We start from the raw sequence: 15528 nt of genomic DNA, 5'->3' as shown, positions 1-15528 counted from the left end.
GCAATCGGCGGGAGCCGAACAGGCCTTCCGAGACACCCTTTTTCCAACCCCGCCAAGCTGTTACTGTAGCCCGACCAAAGCCCAACGCCTCTGGATCGGATGCCGAATTGATACGTCCCCTCCTGCTGTCACTCAGCCTGGCCTTGAGCTTTCCCGCAGTCGCGATGGTGAGCGAAAGCCACGGATACGCGCAGTTCGGCACGCTCAAGTACCCGGCCACATTCACCCATTTCGACTGGGTCAACCCGCAAGCGCCCAAAGGCGGCACGTTGCGGGCCATGGCATTTGGCACGTTCGACACGCTCAACCCCTACACCTTCAAGGGCTCCAGCCCGGTCACCACACCGAACTTCCTGCAATACGGCATTAGCGAGCTGAACGAACCGCTGATGATCGGTACCGGCCAGTACGACCCATCCGGTGATGAACCGACCTCCAGCTATGGCCTGATCGCCCGCTCGGTGGAATACAGCGAGGACCGCAGCTGGGTGGTATTCAACCTGCGTCCTGAAGCCCGATTCCACGACGGTCACCCGATCACTTCGGCAGACGTTGCGTTCTCCTACCGAACCCTGCTCAAGGAGGGCCACCCGATCTACCGCACCAATCTGCAGGAAGTGCGGCGGGTGGATATTCTTGGGCCGCTGCGTATCCGCTTCGTGTTCAAGCGCACTGGCAACCCCTTGCTGATCCTGCGTTTGGGAGAAATGCCAGTGCTGCCCAAGCATTACTGGCAAAACCGCGACTTCAAGGCCACAACCTTCGAGCCGCCGCTGGGCAGCGGCCCATACCGCATCACCCAGGTGCAGCCAGGCCGCAGCCTGGTGTTCGAGCGTGTGAAGAATTACTGGGGCAAGGACCTGGCGGTCAACCGGGGCAAGTACAACTTCGACCGTGTCGAGTACGAGTTCTACCGCGACGCCACGGTGGCCTTCGAAGCCTTCAAGGCCGGCGAATTCGACATCTATATCGAGCACCAGGCCAAGAACTGGGCGAACGGCTACAACTTTCCAGCGGTGCGCCGGGGTGATGTGATCAAGGCGCAAATACCCCACCGCATTCCGACCCAGACCCAAGGGCTGTTCATGAACAGCCGCCGCGCCACCTTCAGCGATGCGCAGGTTCGTCAGGCCCTGGGCCTGATGCTCGATTTCGAGTGGACCAACCGCGCCCTGTTCAGCAGCGCCTACCGGCGTTCGACCAGTTACTACCCCAACAGCGAGTTCGCGGCGACCGGCCTGCCCACCGGCAAGGAATGGCTGCTGCTCGCACCGTTCCGCGACCAGTTGCCAGATAAGCTGTTCACCGAGCCCTACAAGGTCAGCCACACCGATGGCCGCGGTATCAACCGCCAGACCCTGCGCCAGGCCCTGGCCCTGTTCGCCCAAGCCGGCTGGAAGCTTGACGGCCAACGCCTGGTGAACAACAAAGGCCAGCAGTTGCGCATGGAACTGTTGCTGGTTAACCCCAACCTTGAACGCATCCTGCAACCTTATGTCGAAAACCTGGCGAGCATCGGTATCGACGCGCGCCTGCGCACCGTGGACCGGGCCCAGTACAAACAGCGCCTGGACCAGTTCGATTTCGACATGATCCTGATGACCCTGAACCAGACCCTCAGCCCTGGGCTCGAGCAATGGCTGTACTTCCACTCCAGCCAGGCGACCACCAAGGGCAGCAAGAACTATGCTGGGGTCAAGGACCCGGTGGTCGACCACCTGCTCGACACGTTGCTCGCCGCCCGTACCCGCGACGACCAGGTCGCCGCCGCCCGCGCCCTGGACCGTGTGCTTTCGTGGCATTACTACATGATTCCCAACTGGTATCTCGACAATCACCGCCTGGCGTACCGCAACCGGTTCGCTTTCGTCGCCACACCGCCCTATACACTGGGCTTGAACAGCTGGTGGCTCAAGACTTCGGAGAAAGCCCAATGATGCCAACGCATCGACTGCGCCGGCTGGCAGGCAGCCTGTTGCTCGCCTGCCTGAGCCTACCGGCATTGGCCGCGCCACAACATGCGCTTACCCTTTACGACGAAGCGCCCAAGTATCCGGCCGACTTCAAGCACTTCGACTACGTCAACCCGGACGCCCCCAAGGGCGGTACCTTCCGTCAGTCCAGCTTCGGCGGCTTCGACAGCCTCAACCCCTTCATCAACAAAGGGGTCGCCGCCGACAACATCAGCATCATCTACGACACGTTGATGCGCCAGAGCCTGGACGAGCCGTTCACCGAGTATGGCCTGGTGGCCGGCAAGATCGAAAAAGCCCCGGACAACAGCTGGGTGCGCTTCTACCTGCGCCCCGAAGCCCGCTTCCATGACGGCCACCCGATGCGGGCCGACGATGTGGTGTTCACCTTCAATGCCCTGACCAAGCAAGGGGCGCCGCTGTACCGGCAGTACTATGCCGACGTGGCCGAAGTGGTCGCCGAAGATCCGCTGCGGGTGCTGTTCAAGTTCAAGCACGGGAACAACCGTGAGCTGCCGCTGATTCTCGGCCAACTGCCAGTGCTGCCCAAGCACTGGTACGAGGGCCGCGACTTCACCCGCGGCAACCTGGAAATTCCGCTGGGCAGCGGCCCGTACAAGGTGGCCGAGGTCAAGGCTGGCCGTTCGATTCGCTACGAGCGGGTCAAGGACTACTGGGCCAAGGACCTGCCGATCAACCGAGGTTTCTACAACTTCGACGCCATGACCTTCGACGCTTTCCGCGACAACACCGTGGCCCTGGAAGCGCTCAAGGCCGGGCAATTCGACTACTGGCTGGAAATGAGCGCGAAGAACTGGGCCACCGCCTACAACGTACCGGCGGTACGTGAAGGTCGCTTGGTTCGCGAAGAGCTGCCCAACGGCAACCCAACCGGTATGCAAGGCTTTATCTTCAACCTGCGCCGCCCGCTGTTCCAGGACGTACGCGTACGCGAAGCGCTGAGCCTGCTGCTGGACTACGAATGGACCAACAAACAGCTGTTCAACGGTGCCTACACCCGCACCGGCAGCTACTTCGAAAACTCCGAAATGGCCGCCCGTGGCCTACCCAGCGCCGATGAACTGAAGATTCTCGACCCTTTGCGCGGCAAGATCCCCGAGCAGGTCTTCACCGAGGCATTCCACAACCCGGTCAGCGATGCCAGCGGCGTGATCCGCGAGCAACAGCGCAAGGCATACCAGCTGCTGCAGGACGCCGGCTGGAAGATCGTCGACGACAAGATGGTCGATGCCCAGGGCAAGCCGGTGTCCATCGAGTTTCTGCTGGCACAGACCGAGTTCGAGCGTATCCTGCTGCCGTTCAAGCGCAACCTGGCCGACCTGGGCATCGACCTGAACATCCGCCGGGTCGACGTTTCCCAGTACATCAACCGCCTGCGCTCGCGCGACTTTGACATGATCGTCGGTGGTTTCCCGCAGTCCAACTCGCCCGGCAACGAGCAACGCGAGTACTGGACCAGCGCCGCCGCCGACAACCCCGGCAGCCGCAACTTCATCGGCCTGCGCGACCCGGCCATCGACCAACTGGTCGAGCAGTTGATCAACGCCGATTCGCGCCAGAGCCTGATCAACCATACCAAGGCACTGGACCGTGTATTGCTCTGGGGCTACTACGTGATCCCCAACTGGCACATCAAGACCTGGCGCGTGGCCTACTGGAACAACGTCGGCCACCCGAACGTGTCGCCCAAATACGACGTGGGCATCGACACCTGGTGGATCAAGCCCGAAGTCGCCCCGGCCACGCCGGATACAGCGGCCCCTGCCGATGAGGCCAACTGACATGCTGGCCTACATCCTGCGACGCCTGCTGCTGATCATTCCAACGCTGTTCGGCATCCTGATCATCAACTTCATCATCGTCCAGGCCGCCCCCGGTGGCCCGGTGGAACAAATGATCGCCAAGCTCGAAGGCTTCGAAGGCGCCACCAGCCGCATCGCCGGCGGTGGCGCGGAGGTCTCGGTGGCCGGTTCCAGCTACCGAGGGGCGCAAGGCCTTGACCCGGCGCTGGTCGCCGAGATCGAGCGGATGTACGGCTTCGACAAGTCGGCGCCGGAACGGTTGTGGATCATGATCAAGAACTACGCCCAACTGGATTTTGGGGAAAGCTTCTTCCGCGACGCCAAGGTCATCGACCTGATTGCAGAGAAGATGCCGGTGTCGATCTCGCTGGGGCTGTGGAGCACCCTGATCATGTACCTGGTGTCGATCCCCCTGGGGATCGCCAAGGCAGTGCGTCACGGCAGCCACTTCGACGTCTGGACCAGCTCGGCGATCATCGTCGGCTATGCCATTCCCGCGTTCCTGTTCGCCATTTTGCTGATCGTGCTGTTCGCCGGCGGCAGCTACTTCGACTGGTTCCCGCTCAGGGGCCTGACCTCGAACAACTTCGACGCGCTGTCCACCAGCGGCAAGATACTGGACTACTTCTGGCACCTGGTACTGCCGATTACCGCGCTGGTGATCGGCAACTTCGCCACCATGACCCTGCTGACCAAGAACAGTTTCCTCGACGAGATCAACAAACAGTATGTGATCACCGCCAAGGCCAAGGGCCTTAGCCGGTCGCGGGTGCTGTACGGCCATGTGTTCCGCAACGCCATGCTGCTGGTGATCGCCGGCTTCCCGTCGGCATTCATCGGAATCTTCTTCACCGGCTCGCTGCTGATCGAGGTGATCTTCTCCCTCGATGGGCTGGGGCTGATGAGTTTCGAAGCGGCGATCAACCGCGATTACCCGGTGGTCTTCGGCACCCTGTTCATCTTCACCCTGCTGGGGCTGGTGGTGAAACTGATCGGCGACCTGACCTACACCCTGGTCGATCCACGCATCGACTTCGCCAGCCGGGAGCACTGACATGGCCCTGTCCCCTCTCAACCGTCGGCGCTTCGAGCGCTTCAAGGCCAACCGCCGGGGCTGGTGGTCATTGTGGCTGTTCATCATTCTGTTCGGCCTGAGCCTGGGTGCCGAACTGATCGCCAACGACAAACCCATCGCCGTGCGTTACGACGGCCAATGGTATTTCCCGGCGTTCAAGCGCTACCCAGAGACCACCTTTGGCGGCGAATTCCCGCTGGAGGCCAACTACAAGAGCCCGTATATCCGCGAGCTGTTGGCCAAGAAAGACAGCCTGGTGCTGTGGGCGCCGATTCCGTTCAGCTACCAGAGCATCAACTACGACCTAAAGGTCCCAGCCCCTGCGCCGCCTTCGGCCGACAACTGGCTGGGCACCGATGACCAGGGACGCGACGTGCTGGCCCGAGTGATCTACGGTTTCCGCGTTTCGGTGCTGTTCGCCCTGACGCTGACCGTGCTCAGCTCCATCGTCGGCGTCATTGCCGGCGCCTTGCAGGGCTACTACGGCGGCTGGGTCGACCTGGCCGGACAGCGCTTCCTGGAGGTCTGGTCGGGCTTGCCGGTGCTGTACTTGCTGATCATCCTGGCAAGTTTCGTTCAGCCCAATTTCTGGTGGCTGCTGGGGATCATGCTGCTGTTCTCCTGGATGAGCCTGGTGGACGTGGTCCGCGCCGAGTTCCTGCGCGGGCGTAACCTCGAATACGTGCGCGCCGCCCGTGCCCTGGGCATGCGCAATGGCGCGATCATGTACCGGCACATCCTGCCCAACGCGATGATTTCGACCATGACCTTCATGCCCTTCATCCTCACTGGCGCCATCGGCACCCTGACCGCCCTGGACTTCCTCGGCTTCGGCCTGCCGCCCGGCGCGCCTTCGCTGGGTGAGCTGGTGGCCCAGGGCAAATCCAACCTGCAGGCGCCCTGGCTGGGCATCAGCGCCTTCGCCGTACTGGCGGTGATGTTGAGCCTGCTGGTGTTCATCGGCGAGTCCGCCCGTGACGCCTTCGACCCGAGGAAATGACATGAGCGAAGACAACCTGATCGAAGTCCGTGACCTTGCGGTGGAGTTCGTCACCGGCGAGCAGGTCAACCGCGTGGTCGATGGCATCAGTTTCGACATCCGCAAGGGCGAGACCCTGGCCCTGGTCGGCGAGAGCGGTTCGGGCAAATCGGTGACCGCCCACTCGATCCTGCGCTTGCTGCCCTACCCCCTCGCACGCCACCCCGGCGGCAGCATCCGCTACGAGGGGAAGGACCTGTTGCATCAAAGCGAAAAGGCCATGCGCCACATTCGCGGCAACCGCATCGCGATGATCTTCCAGGAGCCAATGACCTCCTTGAACCCGCTTCACTGCATCGAGAAACAGATCAACGAGATCCTGCTGATACACAAGGGCCTGACGGGCAAGCAAGCCACCGCCCGCACCCTCGAACTGCTGGAAATGGTCGGTATTCCCGAGCCGAAGAAGCGTCTGAAGGCCTTGCCCCATGAACTGTCCGGCGGCCAGCGCCAACGGGTGATGATCGCCATGGCCCTGGCCAACGAGCCTGAACTGCTGATCGCCGACGAACCAACCACGGCACTGGACGTGACAGTTCAGCTGAAGATTCTTGAGCTGCTCAAGAAACTGCAGAAGCGCCTGGGCATGGCCCTGTTGTTGATCAGCCACGACCTCAACCTGGTGCGGCGCATCGCCCACCGCGTGTGCGTGATGCAACGCGGACAGATCGTCGAACAAGCCGACTGCAGCCAACTGTTCAGCGCACCGCAACACCCTTACACGCAGATGCTGATCAACGCCGAGCCCAGCGGTTTGCCTGCACATAACCCGGAGGGCGCGCCGCTACTGGAGGTGAAGGACCTCAAGGTCTGGTTCCCGATCAAAAAGGGGCTTCTGCGGCGCACGGTTGACCATGTGAAGGCGGTGGATGGCGTCAACTTCAGCCTGCCCCAGGGGCAGACGCTAGGGATCGTGGGTGAGTCCGGCTCCGGTAAATCGACATTGGGCTTGGCCATCCTGCGCTTGATTTCAAGCCAGGGGGCAATCCGGTTCCACGGGCAGAACCTGGAGCGCTTGAACCAGAAGGAAGTCAGGCCACTGCGGCGGGAAATGCAGGTGGTGTTCCAGGACCCCTTCGGCAGCCTGAGCCCGCGCATGTGCGTGGCGGACATCGTCGGCGAGGGTTTGCGTATCCACCGCATCGGCACTGCGCAGGAACAGGAAGCGGCGATTATCGCGGCACTGGAGGAAGTGGGGCTCGATCCGCGGACCCGTCACCGTTATCCCCATGAGTTTTCCGGAGGCCAACGTCAGCGGATCGCGATTGCCCGGGCCTTGGTGTTGAAGCCTGCACTGATCTTGCTGGACGAGCCAACTTCAGCGCTGGACCGGACCGTACAACGGCAGGTCGTGGAATTGCTGCGCAATCTGCAGAGCAAGTACAACCTTACCTACCTGTTCATCAGTCATGACCTGGCGGTGGTCAAGGCGCTGAGTCACCAGTTGATGGTGATCAAGCATGGACATGTGGTGGAACAAGGGGATGCGCAGACAATCTTCCATGCGCCGCAGCATGCCTATACGCGGCAGCTGCTGGAGGCGGCGTTCCTGGAAGTGGAAGCGGTCGGATAGGTTGCCCGCGAAAAACCAACTACTCGGGGATCAGGAGGCGTACCGCGTCTTCTGCTCGCCGAGCGTGTGGTTTCAGCACACCCTGCAGAAGGTCACGAGCCTTGGCGAGCTGGCGAAAAAACAGTCTCACTGCGCGTGCCTCAATTGAAGACCCAAAGCACGCGGGTGGGTTTGTCCGTTAGGTTGGCGTAACGAAAACGTGCGTGGGATTGCAACTGAAAGCTGTCATTGGTGCGAAGCGTCACAGGCTCACCGTCGTCCAGCCAAACCGTCAACTCGCCTTCGAGCACGAAGCAGCCCTGCTCCGAACTGTCATCCAGGTATTCCTCCCCGCTGCTAGCCCCTGGTTCGAGGTGGCTGTCCAGCATGGAAAAAGCCCCGTTGATCGTGGGCGAGACCAGCACATCGGTAATACCACCGCCCAGATGCAGCGTACGACGGGCCTCAGGACGGGTTACCCAGTCAAGCCCACGGGGTTTGTCCAGGTTGTAAAAGTACGCCGTCGACACACCGAGCGTTTCACTGATCGCCGTCAAGTCCGCCACGGTTGGACGCGACACGCCCCGTTCTACCTGGGAGAGAAAACCCACCGAACGGCCAATACGTTGAGCCAGCTCGCCCAGTGTCAGGCCTTTGAACTTGCGCAAGTCGCGAATGAGTACAGCCAGCTCTTCAATTTCTTCGTGAACTTTCATGCTTGAACCTTGAACGCAAGAACATCGCATGCCGTGATCTTCAATGGGCTCGACAACATGAAGGCGGGTTCACGAGTTTGTGCGAAGTAAACGTACGACCCAAGATCAAGCGCGGCTAAGCAACATAGAAATGATTGGCATGGAAAATACAGGAATGCCTTCACAAATCAAGCCCGCCACCGCGCTTGCTTCAAGGCAGTGAAGCGAGCCCCTCGGCGGGAACCGCTTGGCCCCTACCGAGACGCCCTACCCTCACTGAATGGCCTGGTAGGTCAGGTCCAGGCACTTGCGCGCCTTTTCCACCAGTTCGTCGATCTCTTCGATGCTGATGACCAGTGGCGGCGCGATGATCATGGTATCGCCCACGGCGCGCATGATCAGGCCATTGTCGAAACAGTGCTGGCGGCAGATCATGCCGACCCCTTGGCCTTCGTAGCGCGCCCGAGTGGCTTTGTCCTTCACCAGCTCGATCGCACCGAGCATGCCCAACCCGCGCACTTGGCCCACCAGCGGGTGGTCGGCCAACTCGCGCAGGCGCTTTTGCAGGTAGGGCGCGGTTTCTTCGCGGACCCGCTCGATGATCTTCTCGTCGCGTAGGATACGCAGGTTTTCCAGGCCTACCGCAGCCGCCACCGGGTGACCGGAGTAAGTGAAGCCATGGTTGAAGTCACCGCCTTCGCCGAGCACCTTGGCCACTTCGTCACGCACGATCACACCGCCCATGGGGATGTAGCCAGAGGTGAGGCCCTTGGCGATTGTCATCAGGTCGGGCTCAAGGCCATAGTAATCGGTACCGAACCACTGGCCGGTTCGACCGAAGCCGCAGATCACCTCGTCGGCGACGAACAGGATGTCGTACTTGGCCAGAATTTCCTTGACCTTCGGCCAGTAGGTCTGCGGCGGAATGATGACACCTCCGGCTCCCTGGATCGGCTCAGCGATGAAGGCGGCGACATTGTCCACGCCAACCTCAAGAATCTTCTGTTCCAGCTGCTCGGCCGCCCACACACCGAATTCGGCCTCGGTCATGTCGCCGCCTTCGCCAAACCAGTACGGCTGCGGGATGTGCACGATATCCGGAATCAGGCCGCCCTGCTGGTGCATGCCGCTCATGCCGCCCAGCCCCGCACCGGCCACGGTGGAGCCGTGGTAACCGTTGATGCGGCCAATGATGACCTTCTTGCTCTTCTTGCCCTTGATCGCCCAGTAGTGACGAACCATGCGCACCACGGTGTCGTTGCCCTCGGAACCGGAGCCGGTGAAGAACACATGGTTCATGCCTTGGGGGGCCACGTCGGCAATCGCCTTGGCCAGTTCCAACGCGGGTGGGTGCGCGGTCTGGAAGAACAAGTTGTAGTACGGCAGTTCCTTCATCTGCCGGCAGGCCACGTCGGCCAGCTCGTCACGACCGTAGCCGACCGCCACGCACCACAGGCCGGCCATGCCATCGAGGATCTTGTTGCCTTCGCTGTCCCACAGGTACACGCCCTTGGCAGAGGTAATGATACGTGGGCCTTTCTCGGCAAGTTGTTTGACATCGCTGAAAGGTGCCAGGTGATGGTCACGACTCATCGCTTGCCAGGCAAGGGTCTGCGAATTCTTTTCACTCATCGACTTCTCTCCATCAATATACGCAGGCGGGCTGCGCGGATACTTTTCTAAATGCGGGATCGGGCAGTTTTCAGGCGGACTTCAACATCAGTTGGCGCAGCACCGAACGTTGCCGGCAGGCTTTTCCAAACGACTGGAAGATCGTCAGGTAATGTGGGTTTTCCAGCACCTGAAACTCCGGGTGCCATTGCACGGCCAGGGCAAATCCCTTGCTGCCTTCCACCGAGATCGCTTCCACCAGGCCATCCGGTGCACGCGCTTCCACCCTTAACCCAGGCGCCAACACATCTATGCCCTGGCCATGTATGGAATTGACATCGATGATCGCCGGCAACCCCATGCGGTCCATCATGCCGCCTGGCTGTATATGCATCGTGTGGCGCGGGCCATATTGCTTTTCCATGGGTTCATCCTTGCCCTCGCGGTGGTCCATGAATGAACCCGTCTCATGAACTTTCTGATGTAAGGTGCCACCCAGCGCAACATTCATCTCTTGGAAGCCACGGCAAATGCCAAGTACCGGAACGCCTGCCGCGATGGCTGCACGCATGAGCGGTAAAGTCGTGGCGTCGCGCACAGGGTCGTGATGAGTTCCCGGTGCACTGGCTGGGCCGTTGTAATGGAAAGGTTCGATATTGGACGGCGAGCCGGTAAAGATCAGCCCATCCACCGTGTCGATTATGTCGGCGGTATCCATCAAGTCAGCGAGACTGGGAATCACGATTGGTAAACCACACGCCGCCTTGGCCGCAGCGCGCGCATACTTCTCGCTGATAATCTGGGTCGCATGCTGTTCAATCATGCGGGTGCATGCTGTGATGCCGATAACGGGCACACGTGGCATATCATCCTCCGGCAAATCAGTGTTGGGAGTTAAATTCAAACTTGTTGAATAGAGGGTGCAGCGTCATGACTTGGCTATTGGCACTTACAAGAACCAGCGATATTCGCGAGCACTGATGTCATTGAGAAAATCCAGTTGCTCCTGGTATTTGTTTTCGCAGTAGACCATCACGAACTCACTGCCTAGCCCCTCGTTGACCACCGGATGGTGGCGCATGGCGGCTATTGCGCTCAGGGCATCCTTGGGAAAGTCGATACCGCTCTTGCGGTTGTCGTTCAGTGGCGCAATGGGTTCGATGCCGCGATCCAGGCCATGCTCCATCCCAGTCAGGATGGCCGCCAGCACCAGGTACGGATTGGCATCGGCGCCGGCGAGCCGGTGTTCGATACGCACGTTGCGCGAGTCGGACTCGGGAATGCGAATGCAGGCGTCGCGGTCTTCGAAGCCCCAGCTCGCAACGCTGGCAGCGTTGACCATGGCCCCGTAGCGGCGGTAGGCATTATGGTTGGGTGCGAAGATCGGCATGCAATGGGGAAGCAGCTCCAGGCACCCGGCCACCGCATGGCGCAAGTTGCGCTGTTCGCGACCGGCGAGGATGTTGTTGCCAGCGTCGTCGTACAGACTCACATGCACATGCATCCCGCTGCCCGGGGCGTCCAGGTATGGCTTGCTCATGAAGCTTGCACGATAGCCATGCTTCATCGCGACACCGCGAGTGCTGCGGCAGAACAGCGCCGACCAGTCCGCCGCGCTCAGCGCATCGTCGCTGTGGGAGAAGTTGATTTCGAACTGGCCAGGGCCAAGCTCCGCCGTGATGACGTTTGCCGGCACGCCCTGCTCGTTAGCGACATCGACCATCTCATGCAGTACGGACGAAAATCGCGACAACCGTTCGATATGCATGTTCGGCTGATCATCTTCATCGTCAGTCGCGGTATCGCGCGGGAACCGCGGCAGGCCGTCCTTGAGCTTGCGATCGAACAGGTAGAACTCAAGCTCGAAGGCCACGACCGGGCGGATGCCGCGCTTGGCAAGACGTTCGACCACACGGGCCAGCACTTCACGGGGCTCGAACTCGATAGGATTTGCAGTGCCGTCCGAAGTCATCAGCATCTGTGCGATCACTTCCTTTTCCCAGCGCACCGGTCTCAACGTCCCAGGCACCAGGCGCCGTGCTGCATCCGGGTCTCCATCGGCAAAGCAGTAGTCACCAATCGGGTAGAGGCCACCCTGGGTGCCCAGCAGTACACAATTCTGCGGCACCTTCAGCGGGGCGCCGGCTGCGACTTTCTCGAGCATGTCCATTGGGTATCGCTTGCCATAAAAGTGCCCGGGAATATCCAGTGCAATCAGGTCGACATACCGTACTTCTGGGTGTTCCGCTCGGAACGAGCGCACTTCAGTCAACAGATCCGGAAAGATGAGACTCATCTTCTTATCCTTGTGATGTGAACGAATTCAATTGAATACCCAAAGCACGCGGGTGGGCTTGTCCGTCAGATTGGCGTAACGCAAGTGCGCGTGGGGTTGCAGCTGGAAGCTGTCGTTTGCATGGAGTGTCACGGCGTCGCTGTCGTCCAACCACACCGTCAGGTCACCCTCGAGCACGAAGCAGCCCTGTTCCGAACGGTCGCTCAGGTACTGCTCGCCACTGGTCGCACCCGGCTCGAGAAGGCTGTCGAGCATGGAGAAGGCGCCAGCGATAGTGGGCGAAGCGAGCACATCGGTAATGCCCGAGCCGAAGTACAACGTGCGTCGCTCATGAGGGCGAGTCACCCAACTGACGGCGCGAGGCTTGCTCAGGTTATAGAAGTATGCGGTGGAAACGCCGAGCGCTTCGCTGATTGCGGTAAGGTCCGCCACGGTGGGACGGGTAGCACCCTGCTCGACCCGGGAAAGGTAGCCCACCGAACGATCAGCGCGCTCAGCCAGTTCGCTCAACGACAGGTTCTTGAATTTGCGCAGGTCGTGAATAAGGATCGCCAGGGCCTCAACCTCTTCGTGCATCTTCATCGCTTAGAGCCACCGTGAAATTTTTAGACTTATTTTTCATGAAAAAATACATGAAAAAATTCACGAGTCAAGCGACGTGTCATTTTCTGGCCAAGGGCAAGCCCACTCCAGTCCTGTAGGAGCCGGCTTGCCGGCAAGAAGCCCGACACTGATGCGCAGTGCAACCTTTGCCGCAAAGCTCAACAGGCATCGCAGAGAGAATGCCGAGCAAGTGCGACGTTTAGCCCTTCCACCCGCTGTAGTCCCAATCCTACGAGTCGTGTCGACCCGCGTCTGACATACCTGGGAATCCCTTCCCGTAGTGTTTCCAGTGATTGCCACGGCGCAGGCTTCGCGCCTAACCAGCCCATTTCCCGGACTTCGGTTCCGTTCCCTGCCGTGTTCGCGCGACGGACAGCAGTCGTTTTCACTACGTTTTCCTAAAGGAGGACAGGGATGTTTGCCGCCGCGAACCAGACCCATTTCAGCTTGCACATCGACGGCCTGGAGCACGATTTCCAGGTCCTCGCCTTCGACGGCACGGAAGCCATCAGCCAACCCTACGCCATCGACCTCGAGCTGGTCAGCGAGCGCCCCTCGCTGGACCTGGAACGCCTGCTGCACAAACCCGCCTTCCTCCAGCTCGACGACAGCGGCCGTGGCCTGCACGGCCTGAGCCCTCCCGCCAACCCGGCCAAGCGCCCGCTGGGCAGTGAGGTGCTGGCATGAGTGGCGAAACCAAGCAACGCGAAGCGCAAGTCGCGGTCGCCCCACTCAACACCATCGACGCCAAGGACGTGGGCCGCGGCGCCGCCGCCTTCGACGCCTGGCCTGACCTGGGACCTGTTCGACCGTCTGGTCCGCTTCGACGATGGCAAGCTCAGCGTCGCGTACAGCTACGACGCGCTGGGCCGTCGCCTGCACAAACACTCGACCGCGCATCACTACGACGATCCCCGTGCGGGCAGTGGCTGGAACCAGATGCAACGCGCCAAGCGCCAGCGCGAACTGGGTTGCGGTTACACCCTGTACGGCTGGGATGGCGACAACCTCGCCTGGGAAAGCTCGCCACCGCAGGACGAAGGCGAAACCGGGCGGACCGTGCACTACCTGTACGAACCGGACAGCTTCGTGCCCGTTGCGCAGGCGCTGCGCAAGGCACCGATTCGCCTGTTACGGCAGCCGGACTGGCGTGGACGCGAATACGACATCGACCAGGACCCGCTGTGGCAGCACGAAGTGAAGCCGCAGCCGATCGATGCGATTGCCTGGTATCAGTGCGATCACCTCGGTACGCCGATGGAGCTGACCGACCACCACGGAGAGGTGGCGTGGGCGGGGCAGTACAAGGCGTGGGGTGACGTGCGCGAGGTGCGCTCGGAGTGGGCCAAGCAGGTTGGGATGAGCAACCCGATTCGCTTCCAGGGGCAGTACCACGATCATGAGACCGGGCTGCATTACAACCGGTATCGGTACTATGATCCGAGGGTTGGGCGGTTTGTGAGCCAGGACCCGATCAGCTACGGTGGAGGGTTTAATCTTTTTGAGTACGCACCGAACCCCATCGGTTGGCGCGACATGCTCGGGCTTGCAAGAGATTGCCAGCTTGGAACTTACGGGAGTTTAACCAGCAAACCCAATAGAGGAGACAAGTTGGATGCCCATGAGTTTGTGAGGAATGAGTTGCTGGAGCAAATGCGTCTGACGCCTGAGGGGGTTAGAAATAAAGCGAATCCTTCAATTGCCATACCAAAAACCATACATCAGCAAGTTCACAGAAATGAGAACAAGCTTGCTGCTGAGCACTTAGGGCTTGGCCGGGATGAGTTTCAATATGATACAAACGGACGTCCTAGTAGGCGTCAGATGGATATTTGGCAGGGAGCGTTGCGAACATCAGGCCTGCCGGCCTCTCGAGCCCGGCAGTTAAGGCAGGAAGCGGAGCAGTTCTTGTCGAACTGTCCTTGTACGATTTGATTTGGAGGTGTGGGATGTTTAATGAATTGACTTTTGAAGAGGGCGAATTTGATCTGCGTAAACCTTATCTAGGCGGTGGGGCGCACCTACCAGGCTCCATAAGCTGGCCTTTAGACCGTCAAGGCAACCCTAAGCTCCACTTAGCGTGTTTTCCGCTTTCCTTTTTGGCTGAATACAGTGATGTCAAGCTGGATGGTGCTAAGTTGGTCTCTGTATTTGTACCCTACTCTAAAATGAGTGATGACTATATTGATGAGGTCATGGAGGAAGGAGGAGATGTGTTGATTTATTCTCCGGGCGCGCAGCCAATTTATGGCTATGGTACGGATTTTTTACCGCCAAGATTGATTTCTGTTGTCAAAAATCAAGGCGAAGACAGTGATGAAAATGGGATCGCAAAGATTGGTGGGACTCCATGCTGGCTCCAGGATGAAGAATTTACGCCAGGAATGAGCTATGCCCTACAGATTAATAGCTCCCGCTTGAATAAAGCGGTTCCTTCACATAAGGGAATTCTTGTAGGTGGTATAGGGACACTGCTACTCGGGAGGCTAGATGGCGAAGTGCAGGGTAGATTTATAGTTCAAACAACTTGATGTTTATTTGATCGGGCTTTGGTGATGTCGGATTATAAGGTCTCCCATTCTGGTGTCGCTGGAGTCAATGCGCCCCTTTATATGAATTTAATGCGTGAAGGGGCTGCGCTACCGAGGGATCCTTGGCAAGGGTTTTGGTCATAACATCACGTCAGAATGTATAGCGCAATTCTGTTTTCGACAGATCTATATGTGAGGAATTACGCAAAAAAGATAGGCTACAATATATTTCGCGGGCTTCTTGAAGTCTATCACTATGCATTTGCACGAAAAAGCAATGTGCTTTTTTGGGTGGTGATTTTAAGAGTGTTCGGGAGTACATTGATCTTT

11 protein-coding genes and 2 pseudogenes are annotated in these 15528 nt (G+C 59.6%); 8 read left to right on the top strand and 5 right to left on the bottom strand.

What is annotated here, in order from left to right:
• Window positions 1-107 precede the first annotated feature (107 nt).
• The 5 genes from IF103_RS08675 to IF103_RS08655 are packed head-to-tail and all read left to right on the top strand — an operon-like array spanning window position 108 to window position 7483.
• Complete coding sequence (locus IF103_RS08675; RefSeq protein WP_027907631.1) at window positions 108-1937, top strand: extracellular solute-binding protein; 1830 nt, start codon at window positions 108-110, stop codon at window positions 1935-1937.
• Window positions 1934-3775: an extracellular solute-binding protein gene (locus tag IF103_RS08670; RefSeq protein WP_202676026.1), complete on the top strand. Its 1842-nt coding sequence runs from the start codon at window positions 1934-1936 to the stop codon at window positions 3773-3775. Before IF103_RS08675 ends, IF103_RS08670 begins: the two co-directional genes overlap by 4 nt.
• A 1-nt stretch (window position 3776) precedes the next feature.
• A complete protein-coding gene (locus IF103_RS08665; protein WP_023379731.1) occupies window positions 3777-4850 on the top strand; it encodes a microcin C ABC transporter permease YejB in 1074 nt (357 codons plus the stop codon).
• Between the two features lies 1 nt (window position 4851).
• A complete protein-coding gene (locus IF103_RS08660; protein ID WP_023379729.1) occupies window positions 4852-5871 on the top strand; it encodes an ABC transporter permease in 1020 nt (339 codons plus the stop codon).
• Window position 5872: 1 nt separating this feature from the next.
• Complete coding sequence (locus tag IF103_RS08655; RefSeq protein WP_023379728.1) at window positions 5873-7483, top strand: ABC transporter ATP-binding protein; 1611 nt, start codon at window positions 5873-5875, stop codon at window positions 7481-7483.
• Between the two features lie 140 nt (window positions 7484-7623).
• On the opposite strand, the gene IF103_RS08650 is transcribed toward IF103_RS08655, so the two are convergent.
• The 5 genes from IF103_RS08650 to IF103_RS08630 form a co-directional block, all read right to left on the bottom strand.
• On the bottom strand, window positions 7624-8178 hold the full coding sequence (locus tag IF103_RS08650) for a helix-turn-helix domain-containing protein (protein ID WP_202676025.1): 555 nt from the start codon (window positions 8176-8178) through the stop codon (window positions 7624-7626).
• A gap of 252 nt (window positions 8179-8430) precedes the next feature.
• Entirely contained in the window at window positions 8431-9789 is a 1359-nt protein-coding gene (locus IF103_RS08645; protein WP_023379725.1) for an aspartate aminotransferase family protein, read from the bottom strand.
• 70 nt (window positions 9790-9859) lie between these two features.
• Window positions 9860-10633 carry a gamma-glutamyl-gamma-aminobutyrate hydrolase family protein gene (locus tag IF103_RS08640; RefSeq protein ID WP_023379724.1) on the bottom strand — a complete coding sequence of 258 codons (774 nt, stop codon included), beginning with the start codon at window positions 10631-10633 and terminating at the stop codon, window positions 9860-9862.
• Window positions 10634-10717: 84 nt separating this feature from the next.
• The gene (locus IF103_RS08635) at window positions 10718-12064 is read right to left on the bottom strand and encodes a glutamine synthetase family protein (RefSeq protein WP_027907633.1); all 1347 of its coding nucleotides are present in this window, start codon (window positions 12062-12064) and stop codon (window positions 10718-10720) included.
• Between the two features lie 27 nt (window positions 12065-12091).
• Window positions 12092-12646, bottom strand: a complete 555-nt coding sequence (locus IF103_RS08630; RefSeq protein ID WP_202676024.1) for a helix-turn-helix domain-containing protein — start codon at window positions 12644-12646, stop codon at window positions 12092-12094.
• A 435-nt stretch (window positions 12647-13081) separates the two neighbouring features.
• Between IF103_RS08630 and IF103_RS08625 the strand changes: the two are divergent.
• The 3 genes and pseudogenes from IF103_RS08625 to IF103_RS08615 form a co-directional block, all read left to right on the top strand.
• Window positions 13082-13300, top strand: a pseudogene (locus IF103_RS08625) (type VI secretion system tip protein VgrG); the annotation flags it as partial.
• 159 nt (window positions 13301-13459) lie between these two features.
• Window positions 13460-14215, top strand: a pseudogene (locus tag IF103_RS08620) (RHS repeat-associated core domain-containing protein); the annotation flags it as partial.
• A gap of 401 nt (window positions 14216-14616) precedes the next feature.
• Entirely contained in the window at window positions 14617-15198 is a 582-nt protein-coding gene (locus IF103_RS08615; RefSeq protein WP_202676023.1) for a hypothetical protein, read from the top strand.
• Window positions 15199-15528: the final 330 nt, after the last annotated feature.

Origin of the sequence: Pseudomonas sp. SK2, from assembly GCF_016772395.1 — a bacterium.
GTDB classification, from domain to species: domain Bacteria; phylum Pseudomonadota; class Gammaproteobacteria; order Pseudomonadales; family Pseudomonadaceae; genus Aquipseudomonas; species Aquipseudomonas taiwanensis.
The sequence above is the reverse complement of the archived record's forward strand: the minus strand, read 5'-3'. Positions and strand labels throughout refer to the sequence as shown.

Bases quoted from the DNA above. Each gene is read 5' to 3' on its own strand.
- IF103_RS08645 (WP_023379725.1), bottom strand. From the start codon at position 9,789: ATGAGTGAAAAGAATTCGCAGACCCTTGCCTGGCAAGCGATGAGTCGT.
- IF103_RS08630 (WP_202676024.1), bottom strand. From the start codon at position 12,646: ATGAAGATGCACGAAGAGGTTGAGGCCCTGGCGATCCTTATTCACGAC.
- IF103_RS08670 (WP_202676026.1), top strand. From the start codon at position 1,934: ATGATGCCAACGCATCGACTGCGCCGGCTGGCAGGCAGCCTGTTGCTC.
- IF103_RS08660 (WP_023379729.1), top strand. From the start codon at position 4,852: ATGGCCCTGTCCCCTCTCAACCGTCGGCGCTTCGAGCGCTTCAAGGCC.
- IF103_RS08665 (WP_023379731.1), top strand. From the start codon at position 3,777: ATGCTGGCCTACATCCTGCGACGCCTGCTGCTGATCATTCCAACGCTG.
- IF103_RS08650 (WP_202676025.1), bottom strand. From the start codon at position 8,178: ATGAAAGTTCACGAAGAAATTGAAGAGCTGGCTGTACTCATTCGCGAC.
- IF103_RS08615 (WP_202676023.1), top strand. From the start codon at position 14,617: ATGTTTAATGAATTGACTTTTGAAGAGGGCGAATTTGATCTGCGTAAA.
- IF103_RS08635 (WP_027907633.1), bottom strand. From the start codon at position 12,064: ATGAGTCTCATCTTTCCGGATCTGTTGACTGAAGTGCGCTCGTTCCGA.
- IF103_RS08640 (WP_023379724.1), bottom strand. From the start codon at position 10,633: ATGCCACGTGTGCCCGTTATCGGCATCACAGCATGCACCCGCATGATT.
- IF103_RS08655 (WP_023379728.1), top strand. From the start codon at position 5,873: ATGAGCGAAGACAACCTGATCGAAGTCCGTGACCTTGCGGTGGAGTTC.